18 protein-coding genes and 1 pseudogene are annotated in these 13620 nt (G+C 33.1%); 12 read left to right on the top strand and 7 right to left on the bottom strand.

Features of this window, described 5'->3' with window-relative positions:
• Positions 1–61: 61 nt before the first annotated feature.
• Positions 62–823: a type 1 glutamine amidotransferase domain-containing protein gene (locus tag ACEN92_RS13335; protein ID WP_495638848.1), complete on the bottom strand. Its 762-nt coding sequence runs from the start codon at positions 821–823 to the stop codon at positions 62–64.
• A gap of 86 nt (positions 824–909) precedes the next feature.
• On the opposite strand from ACEN92_RS13335, the gene ACEN92_RS13340 reads away from it, so the two are divergent.
• From ACEN92_RS13340 to ACEN92_RS13390, 11 genes and pseudogenes are all read left to right on the top strand, one after another.
• Positions 910–1809 (top strand): LysR family transcriptional regulator, encoded by a 900-nt coding sequence (locus ACEN92_RS13340; RefSeq protein WP_495638849.1) that lies wholly within the window; start codon positions 910–912, stop codon positions 1807–1809.
• Positions 1810–1976: 167 nt separating this feature from the next.
• The gene (locus ACEN92_RS13345) at positions 1977–2669 is read left to right on the top strand and encodes an NUDIX hydrolase (RefSeq protein ID WP_495638850.1); all 693 of its coding nucleotides are present in this window, start codon (positions 1977–1979) and stop codon (positions 2667–2669) included.
• A gap of 73 nt (positions 2670–2742) precedes the next feature.
• Positions 2743–3570 (top strand): ribose-phosphate diphosphokinase, encoded by an 828-nt coding sequence (gene prs / locus ACEN92_RS13350; protein WP_495638851.1) that lies wholly within the window; start codon positions 2743–2745, stop codon positions 3568–3570.
• Positions 3567–4388, top strand: a complete 822-nt coding sequence (locus ACEN92_RS13355) for a TIGR02452 family protein (protein ID WP_495638852.1) — start codon at positions 3567–3569, stop codon at positions 4386–4388. The genes prs and ACEN92_RS13355 overlap by 4 nt, the downstream gene beginning before the upstream one ends.
• 2 nt (positions 4389–4390) lie before the next feature.
• Positions 4391–4916: pseudogene (ybiA, locus tag ACEN92_RS13360) on the top strand (riboflavin biosynthesis intermediates N-glycosidase).
• Positions 4917–4927: 11 nt separating this feature from the next.
• Positions 4928–5398, top strand: a complete 471-nt coding sequence (locus ACEN92_RS13365) for a macro domain-containing protein (protein WP_495638853.1) — start codon at positions 4928–4930, stop codon at positions 5396–5398.
• 67 nt (positions 5399–5465) lie between these two features.
• On the top strand, positions 5466–6113 hold the full coding sequence (locus ACEN92_RS13370) for a DUF4291 domain-containing protein (RefSeq protein WP_495638854.1): 648 nt from the start codon (positions 5466–5468) through the stop codon (positions 6111–6113).
• A complete protein-coding gene (locus tag ACEN92_RS13375; RefSeq protein ID WP_495638855.1) occupies positions 6106–6654 on the top strand; it encodes an RNA 2'-phosphotransferase in 549 nt (182 codons plus the stop codon). Before ACEN92_RS13370 ends, ACEN92_RS13375 begins: the two co-directional genes overlap by 8 nt.
• On the top strand, positions 6651–7382 hold the full coding sequence (locus ACEN92_RS13380) for a metallophosphoesterase family protein (protein ID WP_495638856.1): 732 nt from the start codon (positions 6651–6653) through the stop codon (positions 7380–7382). The genes ACEN92_RS13375 and ACEN92_RS13380 overlap by 4 nt, the downstream gene beginning before the upstream one ends.
• A 22-nt stretch (positions 7383–7404) precedes the next feature.
• Positions 7405–8874: a nicotinate phosphoribosyltransferase gene (locus tag ACEN92_RS13385; protein ID WP_495642347.1), complete on the top strand. Its 1470-nt coding sequence runs from the start codon at positions 7405–7407 to the stop codon at positions 8872–8874.
• A gap of 43 nt (positions 8875–8917) precedes the next feature.
• Positions 8918–9514, top strand: a complete 597-nt coding sequence (locus ACEN92_RS13390) for a rhodanese-like domain-containing protein (RefSeq protein WP_495638857.1) — start codon at positions 8918–8920, stop codon at positions 9512–9514.
• A 50-nt stretch (positions 9515–9564) separates the two neighbouring features.
• Here ACEN92_RS13390 and nadD read toward each other — a convergent pair whose 3' ends face one another.
• The 5 genes from nadD to ACEN92_RS13415 form a co-directional block, all read right to left on the bottom strand.
• Positions 9565–10146 (bottom strand): nicotinate (nicotinamide) nucleotide adenylyltransferase, encoded by a 582-nt coding sequence (gene nadD, locus ACEN92_RS13395; protein ID WP_495638858.1) that lies wholly within the window; start codon positions 10144–10146, stop codon positions 9565–9567.
• Between the two features lie 32 nt (positions 10147–10178).
• Positions 10179–10544: a four helix bundle protein gene (locus tag ACEN92_RS13400; protein ID WP_495638859.1), complete on the bottom strand. Its 366-nt coding sequence runs from the start codon at positions 10542–10544 to the stop codon at positions 10179–10181.
• A 40-nt stretch (positions 10545–10584) separates the two neighbouring features.
• Complete coding sequence (gene gmk / locus ACEN92_RS13405) at positions 10585–11157, bottom strand: guanylate kinase (protein ID WP_495638860.1); 573 nt, start codon at positions 11155–11157, stop codon at positions 10585–10587.
• An 80-nt stretch (positions 11158–11237) separates the two neighbouring features.
• On the bottom strand, positions 11238–12098 hold the full coding sequence (locus ACEN92_RS13410; protein ID WP_495638861.1) for a YicC/YloC family endoribonuclease: 861 nt from the start codon (positions 12096–12098) through the stop codon (positions 11238–11240).
• A 69-nt stretch (positions 12099–12167) separates the two neighbouring features.
• Positions 12168–12518, bottom strand: a complete 351-nt coding sequence (locus tag ACEN92_RS13415; protein WP_495638862.1) for an arsenate reductase family protein — start codon at positions 12516–12518, stop codon at positions 12168–12170.
• A 76-nt stretch (positions 12519–12594) separates the two neighbouring features.
• Between ACEN92_RS13415 and ACEN92_RS13420 the strand changes: the two genes are divergently transcribed.
• A complete protein-coding gene (locus ACEN92_RS13420) occupies positions 12595–13050 on the top strand; it encodes a DinB family protein (protein WP_495638863.1) in 456 nt (151 codons plus the stop codon).
• A gap of 13 nt (positions 13051–13063) precedes the next feature.
• Here the strand turns inward: ACEN92_RS13420 and ACEN92_RS13425 are convergent, their stop codons facing one another.
• Positions 13064–13555 (bottom strand): septal ring lytic transglycosylase RlpA family protein, encoded by a 492-nt coding sequence (locus ACEN92_RS13425; protein ID WP_495638864.1) that lies wholly within the window; start codon positions 13553–13555, stop codon positions 13064–13066.
• Positions 13556–13620: the final 65 nt, after the last annotated feature.

The following is a 13620-nucleotide window of genomic DNA, read 5'->3' on the forward strand; positions in this document are numbered from 1 at the left end:
CTAAGGTTTTTTTTAAAGATATTCAATCTTAGTAGCTTAGAACCTTAGCAACTTAGCATTTTTAATTCAATTTTTCTAATAATTTACCTGCAACCAATTTTGATGAAGCCGGGTTTTGACCTGTAATTAAAAGTCCGTCTTCAACAGCATACGGCTGCCAATTTGCTATTTTTGAGAATTTTGCTCCATTTTGAGTCAAAGCATCTTCTAATAAAAATGGAACTACTTTAGTTAAACCAACAGCTTCTTCCTCTTCATTGGTAAAACCGGTAACTTTTTTACCTTTTACCAAATATTCGCCTTTTACTTTTACGTTTTTCAAAACTGCCGGAGCGTGACAAACAAAAGCAACCGGTTTGTTGTGCGTGTAAAAAGATTCAATTAACGCAATTGAATTTTTATCTTCAACTAAATCCCATAACGGTCCGTGACCTCCCGGATAAAATACAGCATCGTAATCTTTTTGATTGATAGTCGAAAGTTTATGTGTGTTCTTTAATTTTTCCTGTAATGTTTTATCGGCATCAAATCTTTTAGTGTCTTCGGTTGCTGATGCCGGATCTGCACTTTTAGGATCGATTGGCGGCTGACCTCCGAGCGGAGTAGCAATTGTAATTTCAATTCCTTTATCTAATAATTCATAATAAGGTGCAGCCAATTCTTCTGACCAAAATCCTGTTTTTTCTCCTGTGTTTCCCAGTTTATCATTACTGGTGACAACAAATAATACTTTTTTCATACCTTTTTTATTTGATTTTTGAGCCACAGCAAATGTGCCTGAGACTGTGAATGCGATTATTAATAACAATGCTATTTTCTTCATCTTTTTAAAATTTTAAACAAATTTACAGCTTTAGTGATATCAGTAAAAATAAAATAAACTATGTTTGCTATAAATAATCTTATATCATGGTCAATTTAGAATGGTACAGAACATTTAAGGCGGTTTATAAAAATGGTAATTTTTCTATTGCTGCAAAGGAATTATTTATGAGTCAGCCTGCAGTGAGTCAGCAAATTTCTATGCTGGAAGCTCATGTTGGAAATAAATTATTTAATCGAAAGTCAAAGGGCGTAGAAGCAACCGAATACGCTAAGTTACTGAATAACTTGATTATAGACGCACTTGATCGTCTTGAAAATGTAGAAACTACTTTTAGGGCTAAAGCTGAAGATGCAACCCGACTAATTTCTGTTGGAATTTCGAAACATCTTTTCAGCAGTGTTGGCAATAGTCTAATTGCAAAATTTGATTTAATCGATTTTACTTTTGCCGATGACGATACTCTTTTTTCATTAGTCGATTCTAAAAAACTCGATTTTGCAATTGTTTCTAAAAGATTTGACACATTTGATACCATTCAGGAAGTTGTTGCAAAGATAAAACTGGTTATGGTTGCTCCTGTAAGCATGGATATAACAGAATTTCGCCAGAAGTTGAAATCAGATAATTTTACTGAAGTGGAACAATGGCTAAACGAACAAAAATGGTATTCTCATGATGCCAGGATTCCGTATATAAAATTATTTTGGCTTCATGCTTTTCATAAAAAAAGGCCTTCGATGATTCCTAATTATATCATCCCATCAGAATTTGAAATGCTGGAAATGCTCTCTAAAAATTCCGGTGTTGCCATAACGTGGAATTGTAATGCCAGAAGATTTATACAGCAAAACAAATTGCAATTGGTATGGAATAGTTTTCATGTTCCGGAAGAATATGTTTATTTATTAGCGGCCAAAAACAATAACTTAAAAACGTTTTACGATATTATTGCTACAGAAGTAAGAATTGCATTGTCGTCATAAATATAACAGCCTATAAATCATCATAAATAATTGGGTTTGTATAAACTATAACCCATCAAATTTGTCAGATATATTAAACATCTTCTACATAGAATTTTTAAGTCTTAAATTGCATAACTTGAGAAATATAAAACTTTATATTTGTGTAAATCTTACGCATTTAGAATATGACTGAAAGACAAAATATCAGAGTTGCGGTTGATGCCATCGTTTTTGGCTACCAAAACAATCAACTGTATGTACTTTTAATACAGCAAAAATTTGGCACTCAGGAATCTTATTGGGCATTACCAGGTGGTTTAGTCAAAAATGATGAATCTTTACAGGATGCCGTAAAAAGAGAACTGAAAGAGGAAACCAACATCAGTGTTAATTATTTTGAGCAGCTGTTTACTTTTGGAGATGATGTTTTTCGGGATCCCAGAAATCGGGTTATCTCAATTGCCTATTTTGCTTTAGTAGATTCATCAAAATTAATAGCTAAGGCTGATACTGATGCCGAAAAGGCACAATGGTTCAAAATTAATGAAATTCCGACATTAGCTTTTGATCACAATAGCATTCTGACAAAAGCAATTGAACGACTAAAAGCAAAACTTACCTATGAACCAATCGGATTTGATTTGCTGCCAAAAGAATTTCTTTTTTCTGAACTCGAAAATTTATACTGCACCATTTTGGAGAAAGAAATCGACAGACGAAATTTTAGAAAAAAAATACTAAGCTTTGAAATAATCGAAGAAACAGAACAATTTGGATCATCTAAAAGCGGACGCCCGGCAAAATTATTTAAGTTCAACAAATTGAAATACAACAACTTAATTAAAAAAGGATTTCATTTCGAAATAAAGTTTGCGTAATTTTTACACAAATAAATTGTTTATCAAAAATAAAGATATACATTTGCGTATAATTAACGCAAACTGAAAAACTATGATACTTAACCTAGACCCAAAATTCACTCCTATTCTTAATCAGGAACAAATCAATTTTCAAAGTTTTACATTCTCTGGCGGTGAGCCGCACATCAAAATCAATCCGGATTTTGATATAACTCAAAAAGTAACCATCACACATCGATTAAATTCATTCAATGATTTGGGTTTATTGTGTATCACAGTAGATGCTTTACGCAGAATGGATGTGAAAGTAATTGATCTTTTTATTCCGTATTTCCCAGCTGCACGACAAGATCGTGTGATGATAAAAGGCGAATCTCTTTCAGTAAAAGTGTATGCTGATATCATTAACGGACTTCAATTAAATAAAGTTTTTGTTTTTGATGCGCATTCTGAGGTAACTCCGGCTTTGGTAAATAATTGCGAAGTGATTCCGAATCATACTTTTATCCAACAAGTTATAAAAGTAATTGGCGAAAATGTAAAATTGATTTCTCCTGATGGTGGCGCCCTTAAAAAAATCTACAAAGTTTCTGAATTTTTAGGCGGAATTGATGTAGTCGAATGCAGTAAAAGCCGTGATGTAAAAACCGGAAGATTGTCTGGTTTTAAAGTCTACGAAGATGACTTAAATGGAATGGATTGTTTAATTGTAGATGATATTTGCGACGGCGGCGGAACTTTTGTTGGCTTAGCTGAAGAATTAAAAAACAAAAACGCCGGAAAATTATATTTAGCCGTAAGCCACGGAATTTTCAATAAAGGTTTTGAAGTTTTAGATTGTTTCGATAAAATATTTACAACGAATTCAGTAAAAGATTTTGATGATGAAAGGGTTGAGGTTGTAAAATTAAAATTATGAATAAAAATTATAGAGTAGAAATAGCAAATAAAACCTTAGAAATCATCAGGAATGGTTTTTATGAGTATAATGGCAAGAAGATTTCCATAGAAAAAGAACTCAAAGAATCCGTAACAAATACGTTTACAATTATGCCGGACGATTGGGATGCAATCCTGAAATCTCCAATTGAAAATAAGTTTGAAACAGAAATTGTTACCAAGAATTGTTCTACAATTGAGGCGATACTTCAGGAGAAAAATGGCAAAATTGGGGTTTTGAATTTTGCTTCTGCAAAAAATCCTGGAGGTGGATTTTTAGGAGGTGCATCTGCTCAGGAAGAAAGTTTAGCCAGATCTTCAAATCTTTATGAAACACAAATCAAGGACAAAAAAATGTATGATTTTAATAAAAATCAATCTTCATTTTTATATTCAGATTACATGATTTATAGTCCGAGTGTTTTGTTTTGGAATGATGACAATGGAAATTATCTTGAAAAACCATTAGCTGCAGACATAATCACATCGCCGGCACCAAACAAAGGTGCGATGTTACAACATAACAGGAAAGAAGAAATCGCTGAAATAGAAGAGGTTTTTAAAAAAAGAATGGATGAAGTATTGGCAATTGCTTCAAGGCAAAAAGTCGACTCAATAATTTTAGGGGCCTGGGGATGCGGTGTTTTTAGAAATGAACCAAAAGATATTGCATATTTATTCAAGGAAATTATTTCAGAAAAATATGCAGGTGCTTTTAAAAAAATAATATTTGCAGTATTTGACAATTCTGAAAAAAAATCAAATTTCAGGCATTTCGAAGATGCTTTTAAAAAATAAAAATGAAATACAATAGAGAAAACATAGTCACAGAAAGTAAATTTTTATTTTTCTGGGGACATCAGCCCAACAAAGACGGAAGCATTTCTAAAACCTGTTTTAGTCAATGGTGGTTAAGTTCTTTTGAAGTGGATAAAGTCATTTACAAAACCGCCGAACACTGGATGATGGCGAAGAAAGCAGAATTGTTTAATGACAATGAAGTTTTAACAAAAATCATTAAAGCGAATTCTCCTGCAGAAGCTAAAAAGTTGGGTCGTGAAGTGAAGAATTATAATGATAAACTGTGGCTGGCAAATCGATATGAAATTGTCAAACTGGGTAATTATCATAAATTCAGTCAAAATGCTGATCTAAAAAGTTTTTAATCAATACAAATGACAGAGTTTTAGTAGAAGCAAGTCCTGTTGACCCGATTTGGGAATCGGAATGGCGAGTGATCATAAAGATGTAATGAATCCTGAGAAATGGAAAGGTTTGAATCTTTTGGGTTTTGCTTTGATGGAAGTTAGGGATGAATTGAAATAAGTTTAGAAAAAATGAAAGATATTCAATATACAAAAGGCGACGCAACATCTCCTCAATCAGAAGGAAATAAAGTAATTGTGCATATCTGTAATGATATTGGGGGCTGGGGAAAGGGATTTGTTATGGCAATTTCAAAAAGATGGAAAAAACCGGAAGATCAATATAGAGAATGGTTTAAATCAAAGAATGATTTTGAATTGGGAAAAGTTCAGTTTGTTCAGGTAGAAGAAGATCTTTGGGTAGCGAATTTAATTGGTCAGCATAAGATCAATAAAGATGAAAACGGAAATGCCCCAATACGATATAATGCTATTGAAGATGGTTTGAATGAAGTTGCTTTATTCGCAAAAGAAAATAATGCTGCCATCCATATGCCAAGAATTGGCTGCGGATTAGCAGGCGGAAAGTGGGAAATGATTGAACCTATTATTCTCAAAACACTTTCCAATAATAATATAGAAGTAACAGTATATGATTTTTAGATAAATCAAACTGTTTTATAGTTAAAATAAAAATAAACACAATCAAGAATATTGTGTACAAAACAAAATGAAAATAGAATTAAAAAAATACGATGAGCAAATAACAGAATGGCCAAAATCAGGCTATCACATTATGGCTCAATATGACGAGGAAGAAATAATTGTTTATCAATCGTACCGAAAAGAAATAGGTGAATTTGCCGCAAAAAACCAATATTTTAGTGGCGCATTTAGCCTGGACAGAATGACGTGGATCAAACCAAATTTTCTGTGGATGATGTACAGAAACGGATGGGGAACGAAAGACGGACAGGAAGTTGTACTGGCGATTCATCTTAAAATTTCGGCATTCAATAAATATTTAGAAAATGCAATTTATTCCTCTTATAGTTCTTCGCTCGAAACGAGCCACGAAGATTGGAAAGAAAGTGTAAAAACATCATCTGTAAGATTACAATGGGATCCGGATCATGATCCGTACGGAAATAAGTTAGAACGAAGAGCGATTCAAATTGGTTTACGAAATGATTTTATAAAGTCTTTTGCTAAAGATGATATTCTGCTAATCGAAGATATTTCGGAATTTGTAAAAGAACAATATGAATTTGTTCAGAATAAACAATTAGAAAATCTGGTAGTTCCTGCCGAAAGACCTTTCCTTTTTAAGGATGAAGAATTGAATAGGAAACTTAAAATCTCTGGAAATTATGAATGAAAAAACAGCAAAAAGCGTAAGTAAGTTCCTGAGTTTGGTACTCAGGCATTCACCGGAAACCATCGGATTAAAATTAGACGAAAACGGTTGGGCAAATATTGAGGAATTAATTGCAAAATGCAGTAAAAAAGGAAATACATTAGATTCAGAACTTCTGGATTATGTCGTAGAAAACAATGATAAAAAACGTTTTGCTTTTAATGAAGATAAAACGAAAATCCGTGCAAGTCAGGGACATTCAATTTCAGTTGAATTAAACCTGAATGAAACAGAACCTTCCGAGTTTTTATATCACGGAACTGTTGCTAAATTCCTGGAAAGCATTAAAAAAGAAGGTTTACAAAAAATGAGCCGTCAGCATGTTCATCTTTCCAAAGATAGAGAAACGGCCATAAAAGTTGGAAGCAGACGAGGAATTGCCCAAATTTTGACCGTTAAAAGTGGTGAAATGTTTAAAGACGGATTTAAATTTTATTTATCTGAAAATAATGTTTGGCTGACAGATGAGGTTCCGACAAAATATATAGAGTTTAAATCATGAAACGAACATTGGTTTTTGGAGATATTCATGGCGGTTTAAAAGCTTTGATTCAGTTGTTGGAAAAAGTTGAGGTTAAAGAAACCGACAGGCTTATTTTTCTGGGCGACTATGTTGATGGCTGGAGTGAATCAGCGCAAGTTGTTGATTTTTTGATAGAGTTATCTCAAAAACAAGAATGCATTTTTATACGCGGAAATCATGATGTTTGGTGTCACGAATGGCTGAAGAACGATATTGTAAATAATATTTGGTTCGTGCATGGAGGAAAATCAACCATCGAAAGTTATCAGAATATTGATTCTTTGAAAAAAGAAAAACATCTTGATTTTTTTGCCAATATGAAAGATTATTTTGTAGATGAGCATAATAATTTGTTTATTCACGCTGGTTTTTCATCTATGCATGGTCCTGAAAAAGAACATTATGCCAGCAATTTCTCCTGGGATAGAACACTTTGGGAAATGGCGCTGACGATGGACAAAAGAATCAAAAAAGATTCGCTATCCTATCCTAAAAGATTACTGCTTTATAATGAAATTTATATTGGTCATACTCCAACGCTTCATTATAATATTGAAATTCCAATGCAAGGCTGTAATGTTTGGAATATAGATACAGGTGCAGGTTTTTATGGCAAGCTTAGTTGTATTGATATAGAAACAAAAGCATTTTGGCAAAGTGATGTAGTGCAAACATTTTATCCGAATGAAAAAGGAAGAAATAAATAATTTAAAATTAATAAATAAAAATATGAACCCACTTTTACTAACAGATGGTTACAAAGTTGACCACAGAAGACAATACCCAAACAAAACAACTTTAGTCTATTCTAACTGGACACCCAGAAAATCAAGAATTGAAGGTCTTGATGAAGTTGTATTTTTCGGATTGCAATATTTCATCAAAAAATATATTATTCATGATTTTGATACTTATTTCTTTAAACAGCCAAAAGAAGAAGTCGTTAAAAAATACGCCCGAAGAATCAATAATTATTTAGGCGAAAATCAAGTCGGAACAAAACACATCGAAGATTTACATGATTTAGGATACATTCCGATGGTGTTTAAAGCTTTACCGGAAGGTGCAAGTGTTCCTTTACGAGTGCCGATGTTCACGATGTACAATACGATTCCGGAGTTTTTCTGGCTGACCAATTATTTTGAAACATTGCTTTCTGCGGTTATTTGGCTTCCTTGTAACTCAGCTACAATTGCACGCGAATACAGAAAAGTATTAGATAAATATGCAGATGAAACTTCTTCTGCTCCTGATTTTGTAAACTGGCAGGGACATGATTTCTCAATGAGAGGAATGGGCGGAATCGAAGCAGCCGTAACTTCTGCTGCCGGACATTTACTAAGTTTTACAGGATCTGATACGATTCCGGCAATTGATTTCTTCGAGGAATATTACAATGCCAATTCTGATACCGAGTTAATTGCAGGTTCGGTAGCCGCAACCGAACATTCTGTAATGTGTATGGGAACTACGGAAGGTGAATGTGAAACTTTCAAAAGGTTAATTACAGAAGTCTATCCAAAAGGAATTGTTTCTATTGTTTCTGACACCTGGGATTTATGGAAAGTCTTAACTGATTATTTACCGCGTTTAAAAGAGGATATCATTGCCAGAGAAGGCAAAGTCGTTATTCGCCCAGACAGCGGTGATCCGGTTGATATTATCTGCGGAAATCCAAATGGTAAAAATGAACAGGAAAAGAAAGGTGTAATTGAACTGCTTTGGGATGTTTTTGGAGGAACAACCAATGCAAAGGGATACAAAGAGCTTGTTCCGCAAATTGGAGCCATCTACGGTGATAGTATTACCGTAGCAAGAGCGACTCAAATATGTGAGCGTTTAAAAGAAAAAGGTTTTGCTTCTACAAACGTTGTTTTAGGAATTGGTTCATTCACCTATCAATACAACACTAGAGATACTTTCGGGTTTGCCATGAAAGCAACTTATGGAGAAGTTGATGGCGAAGGAAGAGCTATTTTTAAAGACCCAATCACGGATGACGGAACCAAAAAATCTGCTAAAGGATTAATGAGAATTGATTTGGTCGATGGCGTATATCAATTAACAGATAATGTTTCCTGGAAAGAAGAAAAACAGGGTGAATTAAAAGAAGTTTTCAGAGATGGGAAACTTTTAATTGATCAATCTTTAAGCGACATCAGAGCCCTTGTCAGCACAACAGCAAATATTGAGGTATAAAATCTTAAGCTGGTTATAAAAAATGACTAAAAAAAATAAAAATATGAAAATTTCAAACCTTATAATTTTAGCAGGAAGCTTTTTTATAACCGGCATTGCTCATTCACAAACATCAAATCAAACAAAAAAGGTGGCAGAGAAAGAACATTATCCAAAAGCATTGGTAGACTACGATGATTTTAAAAATCTTGTCTCCGAATTAGAAAAGCAAAGAGAAAAACATTTGGTGAGTCTGGATGTCTTTTTAAAAATGTCAAAAGAAGAAAATGTCGTGATCTTAGACAGCCGTTCTGATTTTCGTTTTAACAGAAAACATTTAAAAGGCGCCATACACTTGGATTTCACTGACTTTACGCAGGATAATCTTTTAAAATTAATTCCGGACACCAATACCAAAATATTGATTTACTGCAATAATAATTTTGATGGCGATGCTGTAGATTTTGCTTCGAAAATGTATGTGCCCGAAAAAAAAATTGAGACACAAATATTATCCAACAGAAAACCCATTATGCTGGCGTTGAATATCCCAACACACATCAACCTGTATGGTTACGGATATAAAAATATCTATGAATTGGATGAACTGGTGAATGTAAATGATTCCAGAATTACGTTTGAAGGAACAGAAGTGAAATAATATGTTTGCTTATAAAGTTAAAAGCCTGAATTTTATCAATTCAGGCTTTTTTATTTCTTGTAAAAATTGTTATGATCAATATATTCCCAGACTTTTGAAGGTAAAAGCGGTTGAATATTTTTTCCTTTTTTAATATTGTTCCGAATAAAAGTAGACGAAATTTCTACAACCGGTGCATCAATAATATGGATTCTCGGATGTAATTTTAATTCTACATTTTCCTGTTCTTCAGAAATGCGGGGGTAAACATAAATGTCATGATTATCTAAAAGTACTTCATAGTTTTTCCATTTGTGAAGTGTTTTCAAATTATCCTCACCCATAATCAATGAAAATTCATAATTGGGATACTTATCATGCAAATGAGCCAGCGTATTCACTGTGTAATTCGGCTGAGTCAATTTAAACTCTATATCCGAAGGTTTTATTTTTGGGAAATCCTCCGTTGCCAGATACACCATCTGCAAACGATGATGATCGTCCAGCAAAGCAGCTTTCTTTTTTAACGGATTATGAGGCGTAACCACCATCCAAACCTGATCTAAATCGGCAAATTCAGCCATGTGATTGGCAATAATCAAATGACCAACATGAATGGGATTGTATGTCCCGAAGTAAAGACCTATTTTCATAATCTTAGTAACTAGTGATTAGTAAAAAGTAATTAGCTTTTTAGAGTCTTTGAAAAAGCATTAATCATTTTAGATTCTTCCTCAATCTGGCTTAAAATTTCTTTATACAAAATTTGATTGGTTATAAAACAAAGCTCATTAGCAATTAGCAACTGTGTTTCAATTTCAAATAATGAACCTCTGGAAATATCTAAAAAATGACTAAACGATTTATCTGTATTTCTGCCATAACCTTCAGCAGTATTTGATGGGATAGAGACTGAAGCTCTTTTCAACTGGCTTGTTAAAGCATATAATTCATCTTGAGGAAATGATTTTACCAATTGATAAACTAAACAAACAATTTTAATTCCTTTTTGCCAAATCAATAAATCTTTATACGACTTTATTTCACCCATTTTGAAACTAATTACTAGTTACTTTTTACTAATCACTAATTTATTTAGAAACAAAATTCTTCACCAATTGATAGGCTTCTTCCAAAGCTAAAGGCAAATCATAATTTTTAATGATTACATCAAATTGTGGTGCTGTAGCCAGTTCAACCGAAGCTTTTGCAATTCTCATATTGATTTTGTCGTCACTTTCGGTTGAGCGCTCTTTTAACCTGCGTTTCAATTCATCCACACTTGGCGGTTTGACGAAAACAGCTAGTGTCTGTTGCGGAAATTTATGTTTGATACGCAATCCTCCTGCTACATCAATATCAAAAATGACGTTTTTCCCCAAAGCCCAGATTCTTTCGATTTCTGATTTTAAAGTTCCGTAGAAATTATCACGATATACTTCTTCCCATTCAAGGAAATCTTCTGCTTTGATGTGTTTTTTGAATTCTTCCAGAGAAATAAAATAATAATCTTTTCCGTTAACTTCTTCTCCGCGTGGTTCACGGGAAGCTGCTGAGATCGAAAATTCTAAATTCAAATCTTCTTTCCCAAGCAAATGTCTTACTATAGTTGTTTTTCCTGATCCTGAAGGTGCCGAAAAAACAATTAATTTACCTTTATTCATTATGGTATGCTTTAGACTTTAGGCAATACGCCATAAGCTTTTTATTAGAAGTCTTTAATTTTGCCAATAGCTTAAAGCTTTTACAAAACATTCAAAACCTGTTCCTTAATTTTCTCTAGTTCATCTTTCATCATCACAACCAATTTCTGCATTTGTGCATGATTTGATTTTGAACCCATTGTATTGATTTCACGACCCATTTCCTGAGTGATAAAACCTAATTTCCTGCCATTGGCTTCAGTACCTTCTATTGTTTCTAAAAAGTAATCTAAATGATTTGTCAAACGGACTTTCTCTTCAGTAATATCTAATTTTTCCAGATAATAAATCAATTCCTGTTCAAAACGGTTTTCATCTACATTAACTTTCAATTCAGAAATTGCGGTTTGCAAACGCTCTTTTATAGCCTGAACGCGTTCCGGATCCAATGCCAAAGCATCTTCCATATACTGACGGATATTTCCAATTCGGAGATTAAATTCTTTTTCAAGCGATTCACCTTCGTCCTTTCTAAAACTTAAGATGTTTACTAACGCCTCGTCAATTATAACCTGAATTTGGTCCCAATCATTTTCGTCAATTTCCTCGCGTTCAATTTTCATGGTATCAGGCATACGAACAGCCATTTTCATTAGTTCTGTTTCATCTGCACCAGGATATACTTCTCTCAATTGGGCAATATAGTTTTTCACAACCGGAACATTTACTTTCGTCGAAGTTTGTTCAGAGGTACTTTCGATGTAAATCGCAAAATCGACCTTTCCTCTTTCCAGTCTGGTTGAAATTAAAGTACGCAAACCCAATTCCATTTCGCGATAAACTGATGGCATCCGAACATTTAAATCTAAACCTTTACTATTTAAAGATTTTACTTCTACAGTAATTTTTTTAGTTGGCAATTGCAGAGAAGCTTTACCGAAACCGGTCATCGATTGTATCATATAATTGAGTATAAAGGCGCAAAGATACTAAAAAGTATTCAGTACGCTATTTAGAGTAATCATTTCAAACTATTCTAAAGCTTTCATAACCTGGAGAATATTTTGCTGGCTGTTGCCAATGTAAATTTTACCATCAATAATAAAAACCGGACGGCTTAAAAATGTATAATGTTCTAAAATATATTTTTTAAAATCGGCTTCTGTCAGGGATTTATTTTTCAAATCCATTGATTTGTACAATTGTGCCTTTTTGCTAAATAATGCTTCGTAGCTTCCTGAAAGCTGATACATTTCTTCGAGTTCAGTTTCAGTAATTGGACTTTGTTTAATATCATGAAAAACCAGATTATTGTCTTTCGGTAAGCTTTTGATAATTTTTCTGCAGGTATCACAAGAAGCCAGGTAGTATATTTTGTTCATAATTTTAGTTTATTTTGAATACAAAGAAAATTCATTGAAACTTAAAATTGCCTAATTTTATAAAAAAAATAAATTTATGAATTCAGTTTTCGATGTACAAAAAACAATTAGAGAAATTCTTTTGAAAATTTTAGACAATCATTCATTAGAGCAATTAAATAAAATCCCTGAAGGTTTTAGTAATAATTTGATTTGGAATATAGCGCATTGTGTATCTGCACAACAAAGTTTAGTCTATAAATTATCGGGGGTACCATCAAAAGTTTCCGGAGAATTTATTGCCAAATACAGCAAAGGAACAAAACCTGAAGGAGATGTTTCACAAGCTGAAGTAGATGAAATCAGAACATTACTTTCAGAAACATTACATCAGGCAGAAAAAGATTATTCGAATAAAACATTCTTAAATTATACGGAGTACACAACAAGCATGGGTTTTACACTTCGAAATGTAGAAGATGCTTTGTCTTTCAATAATTACCATGAAGGTACCCACACCGGAATTATATTGAGTATCCGAAAGTTTGTTTAAACTTTCGGATTTTTTAATTCATAATAGTTTCTATTGTCACAGTCATTGCACCTGCACCTTTGCTTTTGGTAATTTCCATGAAAGCTCTTTTAGATAAATCTATTTCCCTTGTTTTTACAAAAGGTCCCCTATCCGTTATTTTGACGATAACAAATTTTCCATTAGCTTCATTTGTTACTTTTACTTTTGTGCCAAAAGGGAGTTTTTTATGGGCAGCTGTATATTTATTATTATTAAATCTGCTTCCATCAGCGGTTTTTCTACCATTAAAACGATCATGATAGTAAGAAGCATGGGCTGATTTTTTATAAAGTTTTAATTTTAAACCTTTAACACTAAAAATAGAATCTGTTTGTGGAGTAGTGAAAATTTTAGGTTTATCTGTTTTTAAAGTATCCTGAGCAGGTTTATCTTCAATTGGTTTACTTTGACTCATCACATAAGTAAAGCAGCTTAGTAAAGTTACCGAAAGAATAGAGAGTAAAAGTTTTTTTTTATTCCTCATAAGTTATTTTTTTTCAGACTTGGGGAGTTTGTACAAATAATATGCCGAGATAAAAAAAGCCCCGT

Source organism: Flavobacterium sp. Flavsp81 (assembly GCF_059491325.1).